12 protein-coding genes are annotated in these 25,436 nt (G+C 70.0%); 3 read left to right on the top strand and 9 right to left on the bottom strand.

Annotation, left to right across the window (positions count from 1 at the left end):
- Positions 1–47 precede the first annotated feature (47 nt).
- The 7 genes from ACZYY4_RS04005 to ACZYY4_RS03975 are packed head-to-tail and all read right to left on the bottom strand — an operon-like array spanning position 48 to position 17,532.
- On the bottom strand, positions 48–278 hold the full coding sequence (locus tag ACZYY4_RS04005; protein WP_463808158.1) for an MbtH family protein: 231 nt from the start codon (positions 276–278) through the stop codon (positions 48–50).
- Entirely contained in the window at positions 275–1,573 is a 1,299-nt protein-coding gene (mbtG, locus tag ACZYY4_RS04000; RefSeq protein ID WP_463808157.1) for an NADPH-dependent L-lysine N(6)-monooxygenase MbtG, read from the bottom strand. Before mbtG ends, ACZYY4_RS04005 begins: the two co-directional genes overlap by 4 nt.
- Positions 1,570–5,964 (bottom strand): amino acid adenylation domain-containing protein, encoded by a 4,395-nt coding sequence (locus tag ACZYY4_RS03995; protein ID WP_463808156.1) that lies wholly within the window; start codon positions 5,962–5,964, stop codon positions 1,570–1,572. The genes mbtG and ACZYY4_RS03995 overlap by 4 nt, the downstream gene beginning before the upstream one ends.
- Positions 5,961–12,509 carry an amino acid adenylation domain-containing protein gene (locus ACZYY4_RS03990; RefSeq protein WP_463808155.1) on the bottom strand — a complete coding sequence of 2,183 codons (6,549 nt, stop codon included), beginning with the start codon at positions 12,507–12,509 and terminating at the stop codon, positions 5,961–5,963. Before ACZYY4_RS03990 ends, ACZYY4_RS03995 begins: the two co-directional genes overlap by 4 nt.
- Positions 12,502–15,438 (bottom strand): SDR family NAD(P)-dependent oxidoreductase, encoded by a 2,937-nt coding sequence (locus ACZYY4_RS03985; protein ID WP_463808154.1) that lies wholly within the window; start codon positions 15,436–15,438, stop codon positions 12,502–12,504. The genes ACZYY4_RS03990 and ACZYY4_RS03985 overlap by 8 nt, the downstream gene beginning before the upstream one ends.
- Positions 15,432–16,793: a beta-ketoacyl [acyl carrier protein] synthase domain-containing protein gene (locus ACZYY4_RS03980; protein ID WP_463808153.1), complete on the bottom strand. Its 1,362-nt coding sequence runs from the start codon at positions 16,791–16,793 to the stop codon at positions 15,432–15,434. The genes ACZYY4_RS03985 and ACZYY4_RS03980 overlap by 7 nt, the downstream gene beginning before the upstream one ends.
- Positions 16,786–17,532, bottom strand: a complete 747-nt coding sequence (locus ACZYY4_RS03975; RefSeq protein ID WP_463808152.1) for a thioesterase II family protein — start codon at positions 17,530–17,532, stop codon at positions 16,786–16,788. The genes ACZYY4_RS03980 and ACZYY4_RS03975 overlap by 8 nt, the downstream gene beginning before the upstream one ends.
- 223 nt (positions 17,533–17,755) lie before the next feature.
- On the opposite strand from ACZYY4_RS03975, the gene ACZYY4_RS03970 reads away from it, so the two are divergent.
- Complete coding sequence (locus ACZYY4_RS03970; RefSeq protein ID WP_463808151.1) at positions 17,756–18,130, top strand: nuclear transport factor 2 family protein; 375 nt, start codon at positions 17,756–17,758, stop codon at positions 18,128–18,130.
- Between the two features lie 12 nt (positions 18,131–18,142).
- On the opposite strand, the gene ACZYY4_RS03965 is transcribed toward ACZYY4_RS03970, so the two are convergent.
- Positions 18,143–18,832 carry a cutinase family protein gene (locus ACZYY4_RS03965; protein WP_463808150.1) on the bottom strand — a complete coding sequence of 230 codons (690 nt, stop codon included), beginning with the start codon at positions 18,830–18,832 and terminating at the stop codon, positions 18,143–18,145.
- 187 nt (positions 18,833–19,019) lie between these two features.
- On the opposite strand from ACZYY4_RS03965, the gene ACZYY4_RS03960 reads away from it, so the two are divergent.
- Positions 19,020–20,270 (top strand): HNH endonuclease signature motif containing protein, encoded by a 1,251-nt coding sequence (locus ACZYY4_RS03960; protein ID WP_463808149.1) that lies wholly within the window; start codon positions 19,020–19,022, stop codon positions 20,268–20,270.
- An 85-nt stretch (positions 20,271–20,355) separates the two neighbouring features.
- Here ACZYY4_RS03960 and ACZYY4_RS03955 read toward each other — a convergent pair whose 3' ends face one another.
- Positions 20,356–23,805 (bottom strand): non-ribosomal peptide synthetase, encoded by a 3,450-nt coding sequence (locus ACZYY4_RS03955; RefSeq protein ID WP_463808148.1) that lies wholly within the window; start codon positions 23,803–23,805, stop codon positions 20,356–20,358.
- Between the two features lie 87 nt (positions 23,806–23,892).
- Here ACZYY4_RS03955 and ACZYY4_RS03950 point away from each other — a divergent pair, with 87 nt between their 5' ends.
- On the top strand, positions 23,893–25,434 hold the full coding sequence (locus tag ACZYY4_RS03950; protein ID WP_463808147.1) for a (2,3-dihydroxybenzoyl)adenylate synthase: 1,542 nt from the start codon (positions 23,893–23,895) through the stop codon (positions 25,432–25,434).
- The last annotated feature ends 2 nt before the right edge of the window (positions 25,435–25,436 follow it).

Raw genomic sequence — 25,436 nt, 5'->3', positions numbered from 1 at the left:
GGGTCTTCGAACCGAGGGTACGTGGCTTCGGCGCGATCGTGGGCGCGCTAGCCCCGATCGGCCGTCATGGCATCACGAAGACTCTTGGGCCGCAGGTCGTTCCAATGCTGTTCGACGTACTCCAGGCAGGCTGCGCGGGCGGCACCTTGTTCACCTCCGTGGACCACTCGCCACCCGGCGGGCACATCGGCGAAGGCCGGCCAGAGGCTGTACTGGTCCTCGTCGTTGACCAGCACGTAGAAGGTGCCGTTGTCGTCGTCAAAGGGGTTGGTGCTCATCGGGTCTCCTCAGTGGTCCGCCGGGCAGCGACCAGGTCACTGCCCGCGTTGGTGGTCGGGCGGGTGCCCAGGATCCGGTCGGACAGCAATCCCAGACAGCTCAGGTTGGGAAATCCCGGTCCCTGAGTGAGTCCGGCCAGGTTGGGCAGGAACAGTTTCGGGGTGACACCGGCGACGGCCAGGTCGTGACCGATCGCTTCGGCCAGTCGGTCCCCGGACAGCGGGCCGCCCAGACCCAGCTCCAGCAGATCCAGAGTGTCCTGGCCGAACAGCGAGGTGAACCACAGCGCATCGGCACCGGAACCGTCGATGACCAAATCGAAGCCGTGCACGGTCTCGAAGTTCTCGCCGCCCCGGTTGGTGCTCAGCGTCAAGCGGATTCGCCCGTCGCGGGCTACCGCGTGCGCGACCCGGCCCCGTAGGTGCCGAATCCGGTCGTCGGCCAGCAGCGCGTCCTGCACGCGCGCCGAGAACACCCCGCGGTCGGTGCGAGCCAGCGCATCGCGGCGCTCGGGCAGGGTCAGGGCGGTCCAATCGGTCGGATCGGAGAACAACGCGTTCTCGAAAAATCCCTCTCCCCGGGTGAACAGCGTCACCTGCGGGGAGATCACCGTGATCGTCGAAACCCGGTGCCGGAACAGTTCGTTCAGCATCGACGCGGCGGTTTCGCCGCCGCCGATGACGGCGACGCGCTCGGCGCTGATCCGGTCGGCCGCGGCCCGGTGCCAGAACTGGGCGATCGAGAGCACCAGCGGGTTGCCGGGCAGGATCGACTTCTCGGCTTGCCCCGGGCCGGTGATCATCACCGCGTCGGCGGCCACCTCGGTCTCCCGGGTGTGCAGCGACCAGCCGGCTCCGTCGACCGACAGCCGGTCCACCTCGCCGGGGATCACGGTCAACTGCACCGCATCGGCGACCCAGCGCAAGTACTGACTCCACCGCAGGTGGGTGGGGGCCGGTCGGCCCCGGTCCACCCACTCGGCGAACTGGCCGGTGGCGATCAGGTAGGCCTGCCAGCTGTAGCGCGTCATCGCCTCGTCGACCTCGGCGTTGCGGCCGGCCACCAGTGCGGAACGGTAGGGGAAGCCGACGTCCTTCTCCGGGCTGGTGCCCAGCCGGTGCGCGCCATCGGTCCAGCCGCCGGTCGCCCGCCAGTTGGCGGCCACCTCGGTGCGTTCCACGGCGACGACATCCGGGACGTCGATGTTGCTGACACCCATCTCGCGCAGCACCGCGGCCTTCGCGGCCACCGCGACCGCCTTGGCTCCGGCACCGATCACCGCCAGGGTGCTCATCGCAGCTCCTCCACCAGATCGCTCAGGGTCTCGACGAATAGTTCTTGCAATTGGCCGATCTCGCCATCGCCGAGGATGTCGGGCAACGTGCGCCACTGCGTCATCACCGTCGGACCCGACCCGAGGTCGGCCACCGCGGCGAAGATGCTCAGCGCGTGGCGCACCGCCTGGTCGGGTTCGGGCACCGACGGCAGCGCGGCGATCAGGTCGGGCGCCAGGGTCGGCCCGCCTCCGGCCCGGTCGACGCGTCCCAGGTAGTTCAGCAGCACCTGCGGGCCGGCCACGGCGCCCAGCCGGGCGGCGGTGTCGGGCCGCAGGTAGGCCAACAGTCCGTAATCGATGCCGCTGCCGGGGATCTGCGCCAGGGCGCGCGCGACCCCGGCCGGGTCGGGTTGGTTCACGCGCAGCGGGTAGATCGCGGTCAGCAGCCCGGCGATGTCGGAGGTGTCGAGCCGCTCGCCCCCGCCCAATAGGTCCTCGGCACGTCCGTGGGTCTCCAGTGCCAGCAGCGGTGCCGGCCTGTCCTGTCCGCGCCGGGACCGCCATCCGGTGACCATCCGCGCCGCCGCCACCACCAGCAGGTCATGCATGGGCACGTGTGTTGCCAACAGGGCAGCGGTGATCGTCGGATCGACGACGGCCATCGACACCGTGAGGTCGCCGGCTCGGTCGCGGTCGGGTCGAACTCGCCGAGCGCCCAGCTCCGGATCTTCGCCGGCCAGCTGCGCTGCCCAGAAGTCTGCGGTGTCCAGGTTTTGCGCACGTTCGGTCAGGGCGGCGGCCCAACGCCGGTAACCGCTGCGTTCAGGCAGCGGGTCAGCACCGGCCAGCGCGGCGTGCAGCTCGCCCAGGAGCAGTTGCCAGGAGACCGGGTCCAACGCCAGCACATGCCCGCACAGCACTAGCACCCCGGGCCCGGTGGGCGGGCGCAGCCATATCGCGCGCAGCAGTACCCCGGCCTCCGGGTCCAGGCTCGCCAGCAGCCGGGTGCCGTGCTCGGTGACGGTAGCCAGATCATCGGCGTCGACGGCGATCTCGGTCAGGATGTCGACGGGTTCGATCGGGTGCAGCACCAACGCGGACGGGTCGAGTCGCGCGTGCAGCATCGGGTGCGCGGCGACGATCGCAGCCAGCGCGGACCGTAGCCGTCCGGGCTCGGTATCGGCGGCCAGCCGGACCGCCTCGACCTGTCCGAGTCGGCGCGGGCTGCCGAACTCGTAGAGCCAGCGGCCGGCCGGCAGCAGCGGGATCGGCCCGTCGTCGGCGACGCGGTCTGGTGCGGCTTCGTCGGATTCAACGACTTCTCTGTCCAGGGCGGCTGCCAAGTCTCTAATCGTGTTGCAGGTCAAGGCGGTTCGCGGACGCAGGGGCAGGCCGCGCCGGCGTGCCGCCCGTACCATCGACAGCGCGACGATGCTGTCCAGACCCAGCTCACGCAGATCGGTCTCGACGCCGGGGGGCGCGCCTGCCGAGCCCTCGGCGCTCCCGAAGACCTCGGCCAGCAGCTCCACCAAGGTCCGTTCGGTCTCGGTGGCCGGTTCCTCTCCGCCGCCGATGACGGGGCCTGCCAGGGCCAGGAGCGCCACCAGCTGCTCGGTGTCCAGTTTTCCATTGGGGGTCAGGGGCATCGATTCCACCGCGGTGATCCGGGCGGGGATCAGGTAGGCCGGCAGCCGGGCGCCGATCTCGGCGCGCACCCGGGTGGTGTCCACGTCCGCGCCGGTGACGAACCCGGCCAGCCGGGTGCCGGTGGGCCCCTGCACGGGCAGCACGGCGGCCCCGGTCACCCCGCTCGCTGCGGCCAGCGCGGCTTCGACTTCGGCGATCTCTACCCGGTACCCGCGCACCTTGACCTGGTCGTCGGCGCGGCCCAGGTAGATCAGCCGGCCGTCGGCGCGGCGCCGAACCAGGTCCCCGGTGCGATACATCCGGCCACCGGCGGCAAAGGGGTCGGCGACGTAGCGCGCCGCGGTCGCACCGGGCCGGCCCAGATACCCGCGGGTGATTTGCGCACCGGCCAGGTACAGCTCTCCGGCCACCCCGTCGGGCACCTCCCGTAGCCCGGAGTCCAGCACGTGAGCGGTCATGCCCCGCACCGCTTCTCCGATCACCGGCGTAGCGGTGTCGGCCACGTCGGCGACGACGGCTTCCACGGTGGTCTCGGTCGGCCCGTAGCAGTTGTGCACGGCTGTCGATGGCACCGCGCGAAGCTTCGCCCAGGTGTGCGGGGCGATGGCCTCCCCGCCGAGTGCCAGGACGCTGAGCCGGTGGTCGGATCCGGCGTCGAGTAGGCCGGCGTCGAACAGTTGGGTGAACATCGACGGGGAGGTGTCGATCATGTCCAGCCGGTGCCGGCGGATGCCATCGATGATCGCCTCGGCGTCGCGCATCTCCTCGGCCGAGAACAGGTGCACACTCTGTCCACCCAGCAAGCCGACCAGCGGCTGCCAGCTCGCGTCGAAGCTCAGCGACCAGGCGTGCGCGACGCGCAGTGCCCGGCCCAGCCGGGCCACGGCCGGGATGTACATCCGCTGCTGGTGGTCGGCGAAGTACGACGCGAGCGCCCGGTGCGTGCCGACGACACCCTTGGGTTCCCCGGTTGATCCGGAGGTGAAGATGACGTAAGCGGCCGAGTCGGGGTGGATCTCGGTCGGCGTGGGGTGCTGCGCGACGTCGACGGAACGCAGTTCGGCCAGCAGTTCGACGGTCAGCGTCAGCTTCGGATCAGCTTGGCGCAGGAGGGATTCGATGCGTGTCGCCGGCAGGGTGACATCGATCGGGACATAGGCCGCTCCGGACTGCAGTACCGCCAGGATCGCGATGACCGAATCGAGCGAGCGCGGCAGCGCGATCGCGACCCGGTCTTCGGGGCTGATCCCCCGCCCGGTCAGCGCCCTTGCCAGCCGGGCTGATTCGGAGGCCAACTCCGCATACGTCAGGCTTCGGTCCTCGCCGGTGAGCGCCGGGCGGTCCGGGTGCTGCGCGGCAGCGGCGGCGAACAATGCGGGCACCGAAGCCGTCGACACGTTGACCTGGGCCACCGGGTCGGCGATGCGGGCCCGCTCGGCGGGCAGCAGCACGTCCAGGTCGGCGATACGGGGTCGGTCGATCAGCTGGCGTAGCACCTGCAGGAGCCGCCGCCCCAGATCGGGAATCGACAGCTCGCCCAGCGCATCCGGAACGACCTCGAGCAGAACGGTGAGCCGGCCGTCGCGTGGCGGGTAGCTCACCAGGGTCAGCGGATAGTGCGTGAGGCTTTCCACCGTGACCGGGATGAAGCGCACCCCATCGGGGGTGGTGACCCCGGCCGATGCCGAGCCGGTCGGGGCGTTCTCGAACACCACCAAGGTATCGAACACCGCATTACCGCTGGCCCGCTGCACGGTGGACAGGCTCACGTAGCCCAGGTCGCGCATGGCGGCGGTATCGCGTTGCAGCGCTTGGCAGGTCGTGACCACGTCGGCGTCCGGCGGTGTCGAGGCCACCACCGGGACGGTGTTGATGAACAGGCCGACCATGGTCTCGACGCCGGTGAGCTGTTGCGGACGACCGGACACCACCGCGCCGAACCCCACCTCGGTCCGGTCGGTGAGCCGGCCTAGCAGTACCGCCCAGGCGAACTGCAGCACTGTGTTCAGCGTCAGCCCGTGCCGGCGGGCCCACTCGGTCAGCCGCGCGGTGGCGTCGCTATCCAGGGCCACCTCGTGGACCTGCGGGACGGCGCCGCCCACCGCGGACTGCTCGCTGTCGGCCAGGATGGTCGGGGCGCTCAGTGGGGCCAGGTAGTCGCGCCAGGCGGCGACGGCTTGATCGGTGTCCTGGCCCGCCAGCCAGCCGATGTAGTCGCGGTAGGGCCGCGGCGGGGGCAGCGGGTCCATGCCGCCGGCTCGGTAGATGGCCACCATCTCGTCGAAGAACACCGCCATCGACCACCCGTCGAGCAGCAGGTGATGCACGGTGAGGATCAGCCGGCGCTGGTCGGGGGCGGACTGCGCCAGCACGAAGCGCAGCAGCGGTCCGCGGGCCAGGTCGAAGTTGGCGGTGCGTTCGGTGCGCGCGATCTCATCGAATTCACCGGGTGCAGCGGTGATTTCCCGCCACGGCAGGACCGCTGTCGCCGGTACGATCTGGACTGGATGCGGCAGGTCCACATCCCAGAACGAGGCCCGCAGGTTGGCGTGTCGGGCCAGCATGGCTTCGGCACTGCGGCGCAGCAGCCCGGTATCGACGGCACCGACGATGTCGATGACGAACTGCACGGTATAGACATCGACGCCGTCCGCCCCGACGCCGTCATCGGTGGCGAGTTTGGCCAGGGAGAACAGGCCCTGCTGCAGCGGCGACAGTGTCAGTACGTCCTCGATGGCCGGACGTTGTGATGTCTCGGTCACGGTGAATCGCCCCATGCGGCAGTGAGATCGGCCAGTGCAGGCCCGCTCAGACCCGACACGCTCATCGGGGCGAACGCCGTGTCGGGGGTGTCGGTGCGGTCTCCGGCTGCGACCCGAAGATCGGCGGCAGCAGCCAGGTCGGCGAACGTCGGGTTCTCGAAGATCATCCGCGGGTCGATGTCCAATCCGGCCGCACGCGCCCGGGCGGCCAATTGCACCGAGAGGATGCTGTCGCCGCCGAGTTCGAAGAATCCGTCGCTGCGCCCGATCGCCTCGACGCCCAACAGCTCGGCGCAGATGCCGACCAGGGTCTGCTCGGTCGCGGTGACGGGCGGGTCGGCTTCCCCGCGGGTGGCCACCGCCGGCTGCGGCAGCCCCGGCCGGTTCAGTTTCCCGGAGTCGGTCAGCGGCATCGTCTCCAGCACCGTCAGCGACGACGGCACCATGTAGCCGGGCAGCGTCGCGGCCACCGCGGCACGCACCGACGCAATGAACTCCACCGCGTCGGCGACCGGACCGGCCGGCACCACATAGCCGGCCAGCGTGATGCCGCCCCGCTGTTCCCAAGTGCGGGCAGCGGCCGCAGCCACCCCGGGTGCGCCGCGCAGCGCCGCCTCCACCTCGGCCAGCTCCACCCGGAAGCCACGCACCTTGACCTGGTGGTCGGTGCGGCCGACGAACTCCAGCACCCCGTCAGTGCTCCAGCGGGCGCGGTCCCCGCTGCGGTAGAGCCGGTCGCCGGGATTGAACGGGTTGGCGACGAACCGGGTAGCAGTCAGGCCGGGACGTTTCCAGTAGCCGAGGACGATCTGCGGGCCGGCGTAGTAGACCTCGCCGACCACGCCGGGCGGCACCGGCTGCAGCGCGTCGTCGAGCAGGTAGGCCTGCGAACCGGGTGTGGGCCGGCCCAGTTTCGGGGTCGGAGGCGTCAGCGCACCGCGCACCGCCGCCCCGGAGGTCTCGGTGGCGCCGAAGTTGTTGAGCAGCTGGGTGTTCGAGTCAAGCGCCTTGTCCAGCCGGGCCAGTAGCTCCGCCGAGACCGGCTCGCCGCTGCACACCAGTCGGCGCAGTCCGCGCAGTGAGTCGGATTCGGCCAGTACCGAGATCAGGCTGGCCACCGCCGTCACTTGGGCCACCTGCTCGTCCGCGATCAGCCGCGCCAGCGCCTCGGGATCGCGGAACTCGTTGTCGTCGGCCAGGATCATCGTCGCCCCGGCGGCCAGCCCGGCCAGCAGCTCCATGCCGCCCTCCAGGAACGTCATCGACGATTGGGCCAGCCGGATGTCCGCACCGTCCACCGGGTAGTGGGCGAGCTGCCAGTTCAGCCGGGCACTCATCGACCGGTGGGTGCCCAGCACGCCCTTGGGCACCCCGGTGGAGCCGGAGGTGAACACCAGATACATCGGGTCATCCGGATGCGGCACCGGAAGATCCATACCGGCGCCGTCTTTCGCCAGTTCCACCTGCACGTCCGCGTCGTCCAGGCATACCAGCCGCACGCCGTCGGGCGCCGGAATCGCGTCGCGGGTGGCCGCGCTGACCAGAATCACCTCCGCCGCACCGGCAGCGAAAACGTCGGAGATCATGAACTCCAGGCGCTGACGCGGGTAACTGGGGTCCAGCGGGAAGTAGCCGGCGCCGGCCTTCATGATGCCGACCAGCGCCACCGCCAGATCGAGGTCGCGCCGCACCGACAGCCCCACCAGTGTTCCGGGCTGCACGCCCGCCTCGATCAGCAGTTCGGCGAGCCGGTCGGAGCGCTGATGCAGCTGCGGATAGGTCAGCTCGGCCCCGGCGCAGCGCACCGCGACACCGTCGAAACTGCGGCTCGGGGCCAGCACTTCGGCGATGGTGCACGCAGCATCGCCGGGAGCCTGCGCGCCGCGGCTCCACTCGTGCAGGATCCGGTCGCGCTGGCCGTCATCGACCAGGCTGATCTCGCGCAGGGTTCGGCCCGGTTCGTTTGCCATCGCCGCCAGCACCCGGCCCAGCCAGTCGGCCAGCCGCGCCACGGTGGCACGCTCATAGAGGTCGGTGCGGTAGATCAGGTGGCCGTCATAACCTGCGCCGTCGGCATCCTCGGTCGCGAACAGGTTCACCGACAGGTCCGCGTGCGCGATGTCGAACGTCGGCATCACGGTGCGGAACACCAGGTCGCCTTCAACACCGTCGGCGCTGCTGCCTCCCCTGCTGACGACGTGGCTGACCTCGGCACCGTCACGAACGTGAACCACCACCTGGAACAGTGGGTTGCGCGACAGTGTCCGGACCGGGTTGAGCGCCTCCACCAGCCGATCGAACGGCAGGTCTGCATGCGCGTAGGCCCCCAGCGCAGCTTCCCGCGCCCGGAGCACGACTTCGCGCAGTGTCGGGTTGCCCGACAAGCGGTTTCGCAGCACGACGATATTGACGAAGAACCCGACCAGATTGTCCAGGGCGTTGTCGGTGCGTCCCGCCAGCGGCACCCCCAGCGGTATGTCGTCACCACTGCCGGCCAGGTGCAGCAGGACCGCGACCGCGGCCTGCACCACCATGAATTCGGTGGCGCCGGTCTCCCGGGCCAGCGCAGCCAGCCCGGCCCGCAGCTGCGGGGTGACGGTGAACGCGACGGAGTCACCGGAACCGTTCGCGGTGGCCGGTCGCGGGAAATCCGGCCGGGGCCCGGTGTCGTCGGCCAGGCCGGCCAGCTGCTCGATCCAGTAGCGGCGCTGCGCGTCGATCAACCCGGACTCATCGCGCAGCAGCTCGCCTTGCCAGTGCGCGAAGTCCGCGTACTGCAAAGCCGGAGGCGCCCATGATGGTTCGGCGCCGGCCGCCCGGGATCGGTACGCGATCAGCAGGTCGGTGAAGAGCACCTCGACCGACCAATGGTCGGCGGCGATGTGGTGCACCACCAGCGACAGCACCCGCTCATCACCGGGCAGGTGCAGCAGCGCCGCCCGGATCGGCCAATCGTTCTCCAGGTCGAAGCCGCCGCCGCGCTGTTCGTCGAGCCGTGCCCGCGTCCACGCCGCTACCGCCTCGGGATCTGTTTCCGGGCAACGTAGCTCGGCGATCTGCACCGGAGCGGGTGGATTGACGATCTGGTGGGGCAGCCCATCGATCTCGCAGAACGTGGTGCGCAGGCTGTCGTGGCGGGCCACCACGTCATCGAGTGCCGCGGTCAGCGCAGCGATGTCGCAGGGGCCGGTGAGCCGGGCCGACAGCGGAATGTTGTCGCCGGTCGCGCCCGGGTCCAGCCGGTAGGCGAACCAGGTGCGCAGCTGCGAGGCCGACACAGGCAACGGACCGGATCGCGGCACCGCGACCAGTGGCGGGCGAGAAGGCCCGGCTTCCCCGCTCGAAGCCCGCTCTATCGTGGCGGCCAGCCGGGCCACCGTACTCGACTCGAAGATGTCCCGGATGCCGATCTCCACCCCGCACCGGGCGCGGATCGCCGCCACCAGCTTGGTGGCCAGCAGCGAATGCCCGCCGAGGTCGAAGAACGAGTCGTCGGCGCCGACTCGGTCGCGGTCGAGCAGTTCGGAAAACAGCTGCGCCACCGCGTGTTCGGTGTCTGTCTGCGGCTCCCGGTACGGGGCGGATTCGATCGGCTGCGGGTCGGGCAGGGCGGCCCGGTCGATCTTGCCGTGGGCGGTGATCGGGATGTCATCGACCACCACGTAGGCCGCCGGGGCCATGTATTCCGGCAGCGCGGCGGCCACCCGGGCCCGGATCCGCGGGATGTCCACGGTGTCTTCTGCGACACCTCGTCCCGCGGGAGTCAGGTAGGCGACCAGGCTGCGGCCGAGCGCGGGAAGATCGGAGACCACGACCACGCACTGTCCGACGCTGGGGTCCACCGAGATGGCCGAGGCCACCTCGCCGAGTTCGATCCGGAAGCCGCGGACCTTGACCTGGTCGTCGGCGCGGCCGATGAATTCCAGGTCACCGGCGGCATTGCGGCGGGCCAGGTCACCGGTGCGGTACAGCCGCCGGCCGGGCACCCACGGGTCGGCGACGAAACGTTCCGCGGTCAGGCTGGGCCGGTCGAAGTAGCCACGGGCGACATGTGTTCCGCCGATGTAGATCTCGCCGATCACCCCGACCGGTACCGGCTGCAAGGCGTCGTCGAGCAGCCGGATGGTGGTGTTGATGTTGGGGCTGCCGATCGGCACGATCCGATTGCCCTGGGTGCCTTCGACCTTGTACCGGGTGGAGTTGACTACCGTCTCGGTGGGGCCGTAGAAGTTGTGCAGCAGCGCGTCGAAGGTTGAGTGGAACTTGTCGGCCAACTCGCCGGGCAGCGGTTCGCCACCGATCGGGATGCGTCGCAGTGTGCGCCACTGATTCACCCCGGGCAGCGACAGGAACAGCCCCAGCAGCGACGGCACGAAATGCATGGCGGTGACGCCCTCGCGCTGCAGCAGGTCGGTCAGGTAGCCGATGTCGCGCAACCCGTCGGGACGCGGGATCACCAGCCGGGCACCGTTCCCCAGGGTTCCGAAAAGTTCGCCGATCGATACGTCGAAGCTCGGTGAGGCGACCTGCAGCAGCACATCGGTGTCGTCGACGCCGTACTCGTCGCCGAACCAGGTGAGGTACTCGGTGATCGGCGCGTGCGACACCTCGACGCCCTTGGGCAGCCCGGTCGAACCCGAGGTGTAGATCAGGTAGGCCAGATTCTCCGGTCGCAGCGGGCGTACCCGGTCGGCGTCGGTCGGGTCGGTGTCGGGCCGGCCGGCCACGTCCTCGGGCGTGAGGGGTTCGCGTATCACCAGCGCCGCCCGGGCGTCACCGAGGATGAATTCGATACGGTCCGGCGGGTATTCCGGGTCCACCGGCACGTAGGCCGCACCGGCCTTGACGATGCCCAGCGCGGTGACCACCAGGTCGACCGAGCGGCCGAACAACACCGCGACCTTGTCCTCGGTGCCGATCCCGGCCGCGATCAGGTGGTGGGCGATCCGGTTGGCGCGGCAGTTGATCTCGGCGTAGCTGTAGCGGCCGTGCTCGTCGACGACGGCGACGGCGTCGGGGGTGGCTGCCGCCCGGTCGGCGACCAGCGCGCCCAGCGTGGTCGGGGCGCCGGCGAAGTCCGGTCCGCGGGAAACCGCGTCCAGCCAGGCTCGGTCCGCGTCGCCGAGCATGTCCAGCTCGCCGACGACTGCGTGTGGTTGCGCGACGGCGGCGGACAGCAGCTGCACCAGGTGTCGCAGCAGTTGGTCGACCAGAGCCTCATCGAGCACGTCGTGCAGGAATTCGGCTTCGATCAGCGCTCCGCTGTCGTGGGAGTCACCGGTCTCCACCATGATTCCCAGCGGCAGCTGGGCGATCTTGCCGCGGTAATCAGCCCGGGTGCACGTCATCTCATGCGGCTGGAAGCCGTCCCCGTGTGCCGCGCGGATGCCGAAGCTGAGCCGGGTGAGTCGTTCCACTCCCCCGTGTCGGCGGTCCGGGTTGAGTTCGCGGACCACCCGGTCGAGGTTGATGCCCTGGTGGGCGAACGCCCCCAGTGCGGTGTCGCGGGTGCGGGCCAGCAGGTCGGTGAACCGCTCGGCGGGTGCCACCCGGGCGCGCAGTACCACGGTGTTGCCGAAGTAGCCGATGGCTTCCTCGGTGCCGGCGGTGCGGTTGAGAACCGGTGAGGCGATGAGGAAATCGTCGGTGCCGGTGTAGCGGTAGACCAACGCGGACAGCGCCGCGGCGATCACCATGTAGGGCGTGGCGCCGTTGCTGCGTGCCAGCTCGGTGATGCCGTCCATCAAGTCGGCGGGCAGTGCGCGGGTGCATAACCCGGCGCGCAACGTGTGGGGTACCGCCGAGCCGCGCGGGCCGGGTAACTCCAGCGGGTCGGGCGGATCGGCCAGCAGGGTGCGCCAGTAGTCCAGGTCGGCACCGTGCTCGGAGGCGGCCCGAAAAGGCGCAGCGGCGACAACGTGGGCGCCGGGGCGGCCGGCGAACGCATCGGGGCCGGCGTCATAGGCTTCAGTCAGGTCGGCGAAGAAGACCGCCCAGGAGGCGTCATCCCAGGCGATGTGGTGGGCCACCAGCAGCAGAATGTGTTCGTCCGGCCGGACCCGGATCAACGTGAGCCGCAGCGGCGCATCGGATTCCAGCCGGAACGGGGTGGCGAATTCACGCTGGGCCAGCACCTCCAGCCGCAGCGCCCGGGCTTGCTCGGCGAGGTCGGACAGATCGTGTTCGGTGAATCCCGGTGTGACGTCTGCGGTCACCGGCTGGGGTTCGCCGGAGTCGTCGATGGAGTAGGTGGTGCGTAGCACCGGGTGTCGGGTGGCCACCGCGGCCAGGGCGGCGCGCAGGCGGGCCGGCTCCAGCGGGCCGGTCAGCCGGTAGGAGACCGAGATGTTGGCGACGGCGCCGTCGGGGTCCAGGGCCTGCACGAACCACATCCGACGCTGCCCGTCGCTCATCGCCGGGTGCGCGGCTTGAGCGTCTTCGGCGGCAGGCGCGGCGGCCGCCAGCCCGCGTTCGGCAAGTCGGCGGCGCAGCAACTCCAGCCGCGGCTCGGTCGCGTCTGTGGCCTGGTCGACGGTGTCAGTCATGGGTGAAAACAGTCCCTTCCGTCACCGTCTCCGGCGCCGTGTCGTCGCGCAGCGTCGCCGTCAGTTGGGCGCCCGTCAGTCCGGCCAGCAGCGGTCCCAGCACCACCCGCCGGCCGGTCGCGCGGCCCAGTCGTTTCCGCAGGTCCAGGGCGAGCAGTGAATCCAGGCCGAGGTCGACCAGTGCTCGGTGCATGTCGATGTCGTCGGGCCCGTCGAGCCCGAGTACCGCCGCCACTTCGGCGGCCACCACCTCGCCGACCGGGCGGTCGGCGCCGGCGTCCACCGTTGCCGGGGTGTGTGATTCGGCGAACGGAGAAGGTACTCCCTGGCTGTCGAAGAAAACCGCCAGCCGATCGAAGTCGGCGGCCAGGATCGCCGGGTCGTTCGGCTCGGCGAGCAGTCCGGCGCTGATCGCGGCCTCGGACGGCATCGGCGTCAGGCCGGTGCGGGCGATCCGGTTCTTCTCCTCACCGCTGACCACCGCCACGCTCTGCCACAGCCCCCAGCGGATCGAGTTGGCGTTCAACCCGTCGGCTCGCAGCCGCTGCACCAGGGTGTCGGCCATCCGGTTGGCTGCCGCGTATAGGCCGTGGCCCGAGCCGCCCCACAGGGCCAGCACCGATGAGCAGACGAGCACGTGCGCGTCGGCTTGCCGAGGCCAGTGCCGCACCAGGTTGTGCAGTCCGAGCACTTTGGCGCCGAGGGCATCCCGAACGTCTGCGCGGGTGATCCGTTCGGTGGCAACCGCTTCCGCCGATGCGGTGTGCACCATGAGCCCGGCCGGCGCTGGGTTCTGTTCGGCGACCAACTCGGCGACCGCCGCACCGTCGGTGATATCGCACCGGATCGCGCTGATGCGCGCCCCGGTGCGCGCACGCAGCGCATCCAACTGGCAAGCGGTCGCGCCGGTGGCCCCGCTGCGGCTGAGCAGGACGATGTCGCGGGCGCCCCGTTCGGCGCAGAACGCCGCGAAAGCCATCCCGATGGCGCCGGTGCCACCACTTATCACGACGGTTTCCGGAATCACGGGCACGCCCGGCGCGGCGGGCGATTCGACCAACCGGCGCACCGAGAGCCGCCCGGCGCGCACCGCGACCTCGGTGTCGGGCAGGGTCAATGCGGCGACGGCGGCCCGGATATCGGCCGCCGTGGACTCGAGCGGCAGATCCAGGTGTGCGAACGTCTGGTCGGGGTAGCCGAATCCGATGCTGCGGTGCAGTGCCGCCAGCGCCGCAGCCCCCGGCCGCGGCGGTGGATCGTTGTCGAGTCGTTCGGCTCCGCGGGTGATCAGCCATACCCGTCGGCAGTTCGGTCCGGGCGCCGGCGGGGTCTGTTCAGTCGCATGGCTGGCGAAGGCACTTGCCGTCGCAGCGATCTCAACGGAATCCGCCGGCGGGGCCACGAGCACCAAAAGTTCGGCGGTAGCCGGGTCGACATCGGTGTCCGATAACACCGCCAGCCGCGCGGCCAGCTCCGCCGATTCCCCGGTGTAGTCGATGACGGCAACCCCGCCGGGCCGGCCTTCGGGTTCCTCGACGGGAACCCATTGTTCGGTCATGACGACCGGTTGCCGGTGGCGCTGCGCGGCGGGCTCGGTGCCGGCCCACAGTCTGGTGGTGTGCATCGGCGCGTGCGGGAAATGCCGCAGCGGTACGCCTGCATCCGGTGCGGCGAAGTCCCGCCAGCGGTAACCGGGATCGGCGATCGCCGCGGCGGCGATGTTGGCCGCCAGCGCCTCGTCTGCCGGGTGGTCACGGTCGGTGCTGGCCAGCACCTGTGCGGTGTCGGCGATATCGCCCAACGGCACCAGCAGGGTGGGGTGCGCCGACATCTCGATAAACGTGGTGACCCCGCGGTGCACGGCAGCGGCGGTGGCCAGATCGAACCGAACCTGCTGACGGAGATTGTCAAACCAATACTGCTGGAACGTCTTTCCCGTCGGAATCGGGCCACCGTATGCCGAGCCGATGAATTCGACCGGGGCGCTGTGGAATTGCGCATCCGGTAGCTGAGCGATCATGCGGTCGCGTAGCGGCTCCAGGAGGCTGGTGTGTGCCGGGTAGCGCACCGCAAGCTCGCGGGCGAACACCCCGCGATGACTGGCGCGCTCCAGGATGTACTGCACCGCAGCCCATTCTCCGGAGACGACCACCGATTCGGGGCCGTTGACAACCGACAGCTCCAACCAGCCGGCGGTGCCGGCGATGAATTCCGTGGCGGCCTCGGCACCCAGGGCGATCATGGCCATGCCGAAGCGGCCCGGTGCGTTGTCCGTCAGCAGATCGGTCAGTTCCGCCCGTGCGATCACCACCGCCACCGCGGCATCCAGGTCCACCACCCCGGCGATATAGGCGGCGGCGAGCTCCCCGAGGCTGTGGCCGACGGTGATGTCGGGCAGCACGCCGAAATGCCGCCAGGTGGCGGCCAGCGCCGCGGCGTGGGTGAACTGCGCTGCCTGCACCACCACCGGGTCCGGGTCGTCGATGCCGCGCAGGTAGGCCAGCGGCGAGGCCTGTCCGGCGCGGCGGAAGGCCTCCTCGCAGCGGTCCGCCTCGGCCCGGTAGGCCGCGATGCCGATCAGGTCAGCACCCATGCCGGGCCACTGGTTGCCCTGCCCGGGGAACACGAATGCGGTGCGGGCGGGCTCCTGATGATGCGATCGGGCTACCAGCGGATGCTCGACGTCGCGGTAGACGGCGTCGAGCCCGCTGATGAGTTCGCCCGCGTCGCGGGCCCGGATCACGGCGCGGTACCGGCGGATCGGACGGGTGGCCCGCAGGGTCTGGGCGACGGCGCCGACGCCGGCGTGCCTGCCGTGCAGGTAGCGCACCAGCGCACCGGCCTCGGCCTGCACCAGGTCGCGGGCGTGCGCCGAGAGCAGTACGGGGCTACGGCCGTCGGGCAGGGCGCTCGGATGGGTGCTCAACACGCGACCGCTCCCCGGGTTGCCGGATTCGCCTCAGCTTCCAAGGCGTCGTCCACCGCGACGATCACATGCGCATTGGTGCCACTCATCCCGAACGCCGAGACCGAGCCGATCCGGCGGCCGTCGCTCGCCGGCCAGGCGGAGTTGGTTTCGGCCAACGTCATGCCTCCACCACCCCCGCCGTCCCAGTCGATGCCGTCGTGCCACCCGTCGCTCACATGCAGGGTGGACGGGATCATCTGGTGTTCGGCGGCCAGCAGCACCTTGGTCAGGCCGAGGGCACCGGCGGCGGCCTGGGCGTGCCCGATGTTGGATTTGACCGAGCCCAGGCGCGGACCGGCGCCCGGTTCGGTCTCCGTGCCGTACACGTTCATCAGCGACCGCAGTTCGACGGGATCGCCGACCCGGGTGCCGGTTCCGTGGCCTTCGATCATCCCGACCTGGCCGGGGTGCACGTCGGCGTCGGCCAGCGCGCGCCGGAACAGTCGCTGCTGAGCCTGCTCACTGGGGGTGAGCAGGCCGGTGGTGTGGCCGTCCTGGTTGAGCCGGCTGGCCAGGATCTCGCCGTAGATGTGCCGGCCGTCGCGCAGCGCGGCCGACTTGCGTTGCAGCACAAAAATTCCGGCGCCTTCAGCCCACACCGTTCCGGTCGCGGCGGCACTGTAGGGCCGGCAGTGCCCGTCGTCGGAGAGCGCGTGCTGCTTGGAGAACTCGACGAAGAATCCGGGCGAGCCCATCACGCACACTCCACCGGCGAGCGCCATGTCGGCGTCACCGGTACGGATCGCCTGTACCGCCAGGTGCAGCGCCGAGAGCGCCGACGAGCAGGAGGTGTCGACGGTCAGGGCCGGTCCCGCCAGCCCGAGGGTGTAGGCCACCCGGCCGGAGATCACCGACAGCGCGGTGCCCGGCAGCAGATGCCCGCTGTGTGCGGAGAACTGCGCCATGTCCGGGCCGTAACCGGTGACCGACGCGCCGAGGTAGACACCGACGTCGTGGCCGGTGAGCTCGTCGGGGTTGATGCCGGCGTCCTCGCACGCGCGCCAGGCCACTCGCAGCGCGACACGCTGCTGCGGGTCCATCGCGATGGCTTCGCGCGGTGCGATCCCGAAGAAGCCCGGGTCGAATTCGGCTGCACCGGAAAGAAATCCACCGGCGTTGCAGATGGGCTTGAAGCCGTCACGGTGTGATCCGTCGATGAGTTCACGCACCGCCCAGTCCCGGTCCTCCGGGATGGCGCTCAGGGCCTCGCGGCCGTCGGCCAGCAGCGACCAGAATTGCTCGGCGGTCTCTATTCCGCCGGGCGCCTCGACGCCAAGGCCGGTGATGACAACCGGGTCCTCGCGCCGGTCAGTCATCGGTGATGATCCGCTTCGCCAGGGTGTCGATGTGCTCGTAGTGGTAGAAATGCCCGCCGTCGTACATCGAGACGGCGCATCGGCCGGTGGTGTGCTCGGCCCAGCCCTTCAGCAGGTCGGTGCCGATCCGGTCGTCGGATCGGCCGCCCAACACGTTGATGTCGGCGCCGATGGTGACCCCTGGTGCGCACCGGTAGCGGTTGAAGGCCAGGTAGTCGGAGCGCACCGGGGTCAGCACCAAGGCGAGGAACTCCTGGTCGGCCAGCAGCCGCGGGTCGGTGCCGCCCAACTCGGCCAGTTCGGCGCGCAGCTCGGCATCCCCGGTCGGCAGCTTGCGCAGCCCGGCTACCGCACCCGGGGCCGGACCGGCCGAGGCCCACAGTCGCTGGATCTCGATACCGCGATCTTCGGCGAGCCGGGCGAATTCGAAAGCGACGATCGAGCCCATGCTGTGCCCGAACAGCCGCAGCGGCCCGAGCTGGTGCCAGGGGGCCGCGTCGAACAGGCCGCGGGCCAGTTCCGGCAGCGTCTCGGCGGGCGGTTCGCGGTACCGGTCGGCACGCTGCGGATACTGCATGACGTAGGTGTCGGCGCCGGCGGCCAGCGCCAGCGCCAGCGGGCGGTAGTTGACCGCCGATCCCCCGGCGTGCGGGAACACCAGGGTTGCAGGTCCGGGCCCGGAGAAGCGGCCGATCCAGGACGGAAACTGCACGACGGCCGAGGTGTCGTCGTCGGCCATCCGGTCCCCTCCGCGTGTTAGCCAGCGTGTTAGTAAAGGCTGCCCTAATTTTCCCGGGTTAGATTACCCCGCTCGGGGTCGGTCCGGAAATCCGGGCACCTCTGGGCCGGTTCCACCCACGCCACCGCGCCGTGCGTGCACTGAGCGCGATCTTTTTGCCATCTCGTCGCGCTGAATGCACGTTCGGCGAAGGCTTGGCCGCAACGTGGGCCACACTCCTCCCATGAAGGACGTCCGCACCACGATCGACACCTACCTGCGCGCCTGGATGCAGCAAGACCCCGACCTCATCGGCACGATCTTCACCGACGACGCGACCTACCACGAGCGGGTGCTCGAAGAACCGATCCGTACCCGGGCTGGGATCCGGGACTACTGGCAGACCAAGGTCGTCGACGGCCAGGCCGACATCGATGCCCGGTTGCTCAACCTCTACGCCGCCACCGACGGCATCACCGTGATCGCCGAATGGGAAGCGACATTCGCCGACCGCGTCCAGGGAGTGCGCAAACGGATGCGGGAAGTAGCCATTCTGGAATTCGCCGGCGAGAAGATCGCCAGCCTGCGCGAGTACTGGGCTTCGGAGGCAGTCGGGTAAAGCCGTTCTGCGTCAGAGCTGGCTCGCCACGAAAGACGCTGCCTGACCGGGCATCCCGGACTGCTCGTAGGACAGGTGCGGGGCGGAGATCATCTCGTCGTGGGTAGGCAGCGCAAAACCGCCCGGAGAGCAGATCGGATCGCCGTCAGCACACAGATCGATGGCCTTGGCCCCGTACCACGGGCTGATCTCGCTGATCGGTCCCCCCAGATACCTGTCGGTCGGATTCCCGAAGACAGCGACCGCGGCTACGTGTTGAGCCTCGTCCTCCGACAGGGTCGCAGCGTTGAAGCCGGCCACCGATGCCCGCGCGATGGTGATCAGATCGATGACCATCGCGCCTTGGGAGTAGCCGCCGAGCACCAGCTTGGTGTTAGGGCAACTCGCAACCATGGACTGAACGTGAGCGTTCGCGTCGCCGGCGCCGGCGGACGCCGACGGCGGCCAATCGTCGGCGGCGGGGTAGTTGACCGCATAGACCCCGATGGACCGCTCCCCGGCCTGCGAGCGCAGTGCATCGACGAATTTCTGTCCCACTCCGCCAACACCGGGCGGTTCGGCGGTGCCCCGGGCGAAGGTCACCTCGACGTCGGGACAGGAGGCAGCGGAGGCGGAGGGAACGACGACCGGGGCGCTGGTCAGCGTCGCCAAGGCCGCCCCCACCGCAACACCGAGCAATACGGCCGATCGGCGCGCTTTCATGTCACCGATGCTGACACATCGCGGCTGCGGTCCACCAGCCCCAATCTCAACGTTCAGCTGCCAATTTCGGCCACCCTTCCGGCCTTTTCAGCCACCATTCCGGCCCGGCACAGCACTACCACCCACGGACTCGGCTTCCGGAGTCTGACAGCCCGGAGTTGTCGTACCCCCCTGCGACGATTAAGTCATGTCGTCGACCGCACCGTCCGCTGCTACTGGTTTTCGCCCTGACCAGCGCCTTGATGTGCTGTTCGAGGAATTGGCGGAGTTGACCGGTCAGCGCAACGCCATTGATGGGCGCATCGTCGAGATCGTCGCCGAGGTCGAGCGTGACCAGCTATGGGGGGCCACCGGCGTACGGTCAATCCCGGCGTTGGTTGCCTGGAAGACCGGTGTGTCACCGGGAAACGCCCACACCATCAGCACCGTCGCGCACCGGCTTGCAGAGTTCCCCCGCTGCGCCCGAGGCATGCGGGATGGCCAACTGTCGCTGGATCAGGTCGGCGTCATCGCCGGCCGGGCAGCCGAGGGCTCCGATGAGCACTATGCGGCGCTGGCGGCGAGTGCAACGGTCAACCAGCTGCGCACCGCGGTCAAGCTCGAACCGCGCCCTGATCCCGATCCCCGGCCAGAACCGGCGCGCTCGATCACCAAGGTCACCGACGAGCAGGGAAGTTGCTGGCGGATCAAACTCGACCCCCTCGACGCCGCGAAGTTCGACGGCGCCCTGCAGTCCCATCTCGATGCGCTGATTGCCCAGTGGAAGTTCGATCACGACAATAGCGACAGCGCCTCAGATCAGCGGCCGCCACCGCCGAGCACCGCCGATGCATTCATGCGCCTGATTGAGGGTAGCTGGGACACCGAGGCCGCCCGCCGGCCACACGGGCACCACACCACCGTGGTGGTGCACCTCGACGTCGAGCAGCGGGCTGCAGCACTGCACCTGGGCCCGCTGCTGTCGGAGGAAGAGCGCCGATACCTGTTGTGCGACGCCAGCTATGAGCTCTGGCTCGAGCGCAGCGGCGAGCCCATCGGCGCCCGCCGAACCACCCGCGCAATCAGCCGTCGGCTTCGCCGTGCACTCGAACACCGCCACCCTACGTGCGCAGTGCCCGGCTGCGGCGCCACCCGCGGCCTGCACGCCCACCACATCCAGCACTGGGAAGACGGCGGCCCCACCGAGCTGGCCAACCTCGTGCTGGTCTGCCCCTACCATCACCGGCTGCATCATCGCGGCATCATCACCATAACTGGAGACGCAGCCAACCTCTCCGTCACCGACAGCACCAACCGACCGCTGAGCTCGGCATCGCTAGCCCGACCACCCAAGCGACCCCCACCAGCGGTAGCACCCTGCAACGGACCAACCGGCGAACGCGCCCAATGGTGGTGGTACCAACCCTTCCAACCGCAAGCACCACCGAATACCAACTAGGTTCGTCACCGCAACCGATTTGGACGGTTCGCGGCGATCGTCGTCGGGGTATTCCGTGCCGATTTGATGCGTTGAATGATCGGTTTTACGCCTCGCCGGCCCCGGCCAGCGCTTCAGTCACCGCCGCTGAATCCAGCTGCGCCACTTCCAGGTACACGTCCGCAACCGCGTCCAACCGGCCCGGATCGGCGTCCCGGACGGCCAGCCGGTCAGCCAGCCGGGCGACGGTGCGGGTGGCGAAGATATCGGCGACCACCGCGCCGGGGACGTCCAACCAGGTACGGATTCGTGACACGGTGGCGGTGGCCAGCACCGAATCCCCGCCCAGGGCGAAGAAGTCATCGTCAGCGCCGACCCGGGCGGCACCGAGCACCTCGGCGATGATCGCGGCCAGCGCGCGCTGCAGCGGTGTGGTCGGCTCGCGGTAGCCGTCGACCGCTGCCATATCCGCGGCCAGTTCGGCCGTCACCGCTCGCCGGTCGATCTTGCCGGAGACGGTGTAGGGAATCGCCGCAACCACCTGCAGCTGCCGCGGGATCATGTGCTCGGGCAGCGACTCGGCCAGCCCGGCCCGCAGATCGGCAACGCTCACCGTGGGATCCTCGGCCCGCACCGCGGCCGCCAGCACCTCACGCCCGCCGGCCTCGGGCCCAGAAGATCCACGCAGCGCCACCACCACCGCTTCGGCCACCCCCGGCAATCGAAGCAGCGCGGCTTCGACCTCGCCGAGTTCGATGCGATACCCGCTGATCTTGACCCGATGATCGGCGCGGCCGACGAATTCCAGGGTGCCGTCGGGGGTGTAACGGGCCAGATCGCCGGTGCGATACCAGGTTCGGCCGTCATGCTCGACGAATTTCTCGGCGGTCAGGTCGGGCCGTCCGCGATAGCCCGAGGCGATGCCGCGCCCGCCGACCCACAGCTCGCCGGCCACCCAATCCGGACGGTCGGCCCCGTCGGCGCCGACGACCCGGCAGGCGATGTTGGGCAGCGGGGTGCCGTAGGGAACTGACGCCCAATGCGCCGGTGGTTCGCCGTCGACCTCGCACACGGTGGCGTGGATGGCGGTCTCGGTGGCCCCACCCAGCCCGGCGAAGCGCACGCCGGGCGCCACGGCTTGGAATCGCCGCGCCAGTTCGGGGCGCACCCAGTCGCCGCCGGTCAACACCGCTCGCACCGAGGACAGTTCGCCACCGGCGCCCAGCAGCATCTCGCAGGCACCGGGCATCAGGTTGAGCACGCTGACGTGGTGTCGGTGCACCAACTGTGCCCACACCTCGGGGCTGCGGCGGTCGGCCTCGTCGACCATCACGATCGCTCCCCCGGCACGCAGCATGGCGAAGACGTCGAGCACCGACATGTCAGCGTCCAGGGTCAGCAGTGCCAGACTGCGATCTTCGGGACCGAATCCGTAACGTGCGCTGAGAGTTTCAACGGTGTTCATGGCGGCGTCGTGGGTCAGCTCGACACCCTTGGGCTCGCCGGTGGATCCGGAGGTGAACACCACGTAGGCCAGCTCGGACGGATCGGCGCGAACCGGATCGGCAGCACCCGGACGCTGCAGCGCCTCCTGCACACCTACCACCGGAATCTCCAACGACGGCAACGATTCTCCGGTCACCAGGGCGACTACGGCCCCGCCCAGAGCGAGGATCCGGTTCACCCGCTCGCGGGGCTGGTCGGCAGCGATCGGCAGGTACGCCGCTCCGGCCGCCAGGATGCCCAGCAGCGCCGGGATCTGCTCGGCGCCTTTGGGCCCCAGCAGAGCCACGGTGTCGCCGGGCCGGACGCCGCGTTCCAGCAGGGCGGCGGCCACCGCCAGTGCCTGGCTGCGCAGCTGTCCATAACTGATCTCGCCGGGCCCACCCAGCACCGCAACGGCTTCGGGTGCCCGGTCGGCCTGCCGAAAGAACCCGTCCTGCAGGGTTTCCCCGCTGGGGACGGCGGTGCTCGCGTTCACCGAAGCCCGCGCCGCGGCCTGCTCGGCGGGCAGTGCGGTAGGTGCGGGTTCAACCCAGCCTGCACCACCGGCCAGCCGGGTCAGGTCGGCGATGTGGTGGGCGAACATCGCGTCGATCACGCCGGGGGCGAACATCTCCTCGCGCACATCCCAATTCACCAGGACACCACCGTCGAACTCGGTGACCTGAGCGTCCAGCAATACCTGCGGGCCCTGGGAGATGATCCAGACCGGGGTACCGAACGCGTCGGTGACCTCGTCGGTAAACAGCTCCCCGAGTCCGAGGGCGCTGGTGAACACCACCGGCGCGAGCACCTGGGTGCCCCGGTGCCGGCTCAGGTCACGCAGCACCGCCAGGCCGGGGTAGTCGGCGTGCGCAGCGGCGGTCCGCATGGCCTCCTGCACCGCGTGTGCGCGCTGAGCACCGGTGGAGGTTTGGCTCAGATCCACATCCAGCAGCAGCGACGAAGTGAAGTCGCCGACCAGCCGGTCGACGTCGTCGTGCAGTGGTTCCCGGCCGAACAGCGGAACATTCAGCAGGAAGCGCGGGCTATCCGACCAGCACGCCATGGTGTGCGAGAACGAGGCGGCCAGTGTCATGGCCGGGGTGACGCCGTGGGCGCGGGCGTGGCCGAACAAGGCGTCGCGGGTGTCCGGGTCCAGCCAGTGCCAGCGCCGGGTGCTGCGTCGCGGGTCGGATGGGACGCCGGCCGGTTGCGGCAGCTTGGGTGGATCGGGCAGGTCGGGAATGCGCTGCGCCCACCACTGCCGGTGGTTCTCGTCGGGTTCGCGGCCGACGGTCGCGTGGCGGTATTGCCGGTAGGTGTACCCCAGCTCCGCCAACGCCTCCCCCCGGTAGGTGGCGGCCAGGTCGGCCATCAGGGTGCGGTAGCTCATCGCGTCGGCGGCCTGCATGTCCAGATCGACGTGCAGCCGCGCGGTGCCGTCCGGCAACGACGACACGGTGAGCTCGAAGACCGCGTCGTCGAGTTGCTGATGTGACTTCGCCGTGCGAGTGGCGTCCAACCGCTGCGCCGCCTGCGCGGCGTCCAGCCCGCGCAGATCCTGCACCGCCACGGGCAACCCGGCATCGGCCCGGACGTGCTGGGTGCCGTCGGGCGAGAATCCCACCCGCAGCATCGGGTGTCGGACGGCCAGCGCGTCGGCGGCGACCGCCAATCGGTCCGGGTCGAGTCCCGGACCGTCAAACTCGACGTACAGGTGCCCGGCCACCCCGCCGAGCGCGACGTCGTCGTCGCGTCCGACCCACATGGCGTGCTGCATGGGGGCCAGCGGGAACGGCGCCCCGGCATCCGGGTCGGCGACCGGAGTGCTCGTCGTCATCGGAGCCGCTTCACGCGGGCCGCCCAACAGTTCCTGCCAGGCGGCGACGCGCGGGTCGGCGGCCAGTGCGGCGAAGTCGACATCGATGCCCTGCTTGCGCCAACGGCCGGCGAGGCTCATCATCCGGATCGAGTCCAGCCCCTGTCCGACCAAGTCGGCGTCGGGATCGACGGCGGCGGCGGCAGTGCCGAGCAACTCAGCGACCTGCGCACGAACATCGTCCGGCCCCACCCCGCCACCTTTCGTTAGTGAAGGCTGCCCTAATTTCGTCGACGCTACTCTATCTGTGTTCGGTCGTCGGCTAGCCAGGGAGTACAGATGCACGGGTTCGTACCGTTTCCGGCCGAGCGGGCCAGCACCTACCGCGCGGCCGGGTACTGGCGCGGGCGCCCGTTGGCGTCGCTGCTCGACGACGCCGCCGAGCGCTGGCCACACCGGCCCGCGGTCACCGATACGACCACGACGCTGTCGTACGCACAGTTGGATGCGGCGGCCGATCGCGCAGCGGCGGGCCTGCACCGGCTGGATATCGGCGCCGGCGACCGGGTGCTGGTGCAGTTACCCAACAGTTGCGCGTTCGCGGTCGCACTGTTCGGACTGCTGCGGGTGGGCGCCATCCCGGTGCTGTGTTTGCCCGGCCACCGTGCCGCCGAGATAGGGCATCTGGCCACGGTGAGCGACGCGGTCGGCATCGTGATCCCTGATGCCACTGGGGGATTCGACTACCCGGCGATGGCCGCCGGACTAGGGCTGCGGAGGGTCCGCATCGACACCGCGACCGGCGGCGCTCCCGCCCCGCGAGCCACACCGGATCCGGCCACGCCGGCACTGCTGCTGGTCTCCGGGGGCACCACCGGGATGCCCAAGCTGATCCCCCGCACCCATGACGACTATCTCTACAACGCCACCGCCAGCGCGCAGCTGTGCGAGCTGACCGCCGACGACGTCTACCTGGCGGTGTTGCCGGCTGCACACAACTTTCCGCTGGCCTGCCCGGGCCTGCTGGGCGCCATGTCGGTGGGTGCGACCACCGTCTTCGGCGCCGACCCCAGTCCCGAGGCGGCCTTCGCCACCATCGCGCGGCACCGGGTGACGGTCACCGCCCTGGTGCCGGCGCTGGCCACCCTGTGGGCGCAGGCCTGCGACTGGGAACCGCAGAAGCCGACGACGCTGCGGCTGCTCCAGGTGGGCGGCGCCAAGCTGGCAGCGGGCGACGCCCGGCGGATCCGGGAGGTGCTGACTCCGGGTCTGCAGCAGGTGTTCGGCATGGCCGAGGGGCTGCTGTGCTACACCCGCCCCGGGGATGCCGCAGCCCTGCTCGACACCACCCAGGGCCGGCCCATATGCTCCCACGACGAGCTGCGGGTGGTCGACGAGGACGGCGCCGAGGCCGAAGAGGGTGAGCTGCTGGTGCGCGGGCCGTACACGATCAACGGCTATTACAACGCTCCGGAGGCCAACGCGCGTTCGTTCAGCCCGGACGGCTTCTACCGCAGCGGGGACCGGGTTCGCCGCCTGCCCGACGGCTACCTGGAGGTGACCGGGCGGATCAAGGACGTCATCGTCCGGGGCGGAGAGAATGTCGCGGCCGACGAGCTGGAGGCGCATCTGCTGAGCCATCCTGCGATCCGGTCGGCTGCCGCCATCGGTCTGCCGGATGAGTACCTCGGTGAAAGGGTCTGCGTCGCCATCGTTTTCGAATCATCTCCGGTGACGCTGGCACAGCTCAATGACTACCTCGGCGAGCGCGGGGTGGCCACCCACGTCCGGGTCGATCAGCTTGCGGTCCTGCCGGCCCTGCCCACCACTGCGGTCGGCAAGATCGACAAGAAGGCGCTGGCACGCCAACTCGGCGGCTGAAC

It is taken from the genome of Mycobacterium sp. IDUB_21, from assembly GCF_055419425.1.
This window is presented reverse-complemented; position numbering and strand designations above follow the sequence as displayed.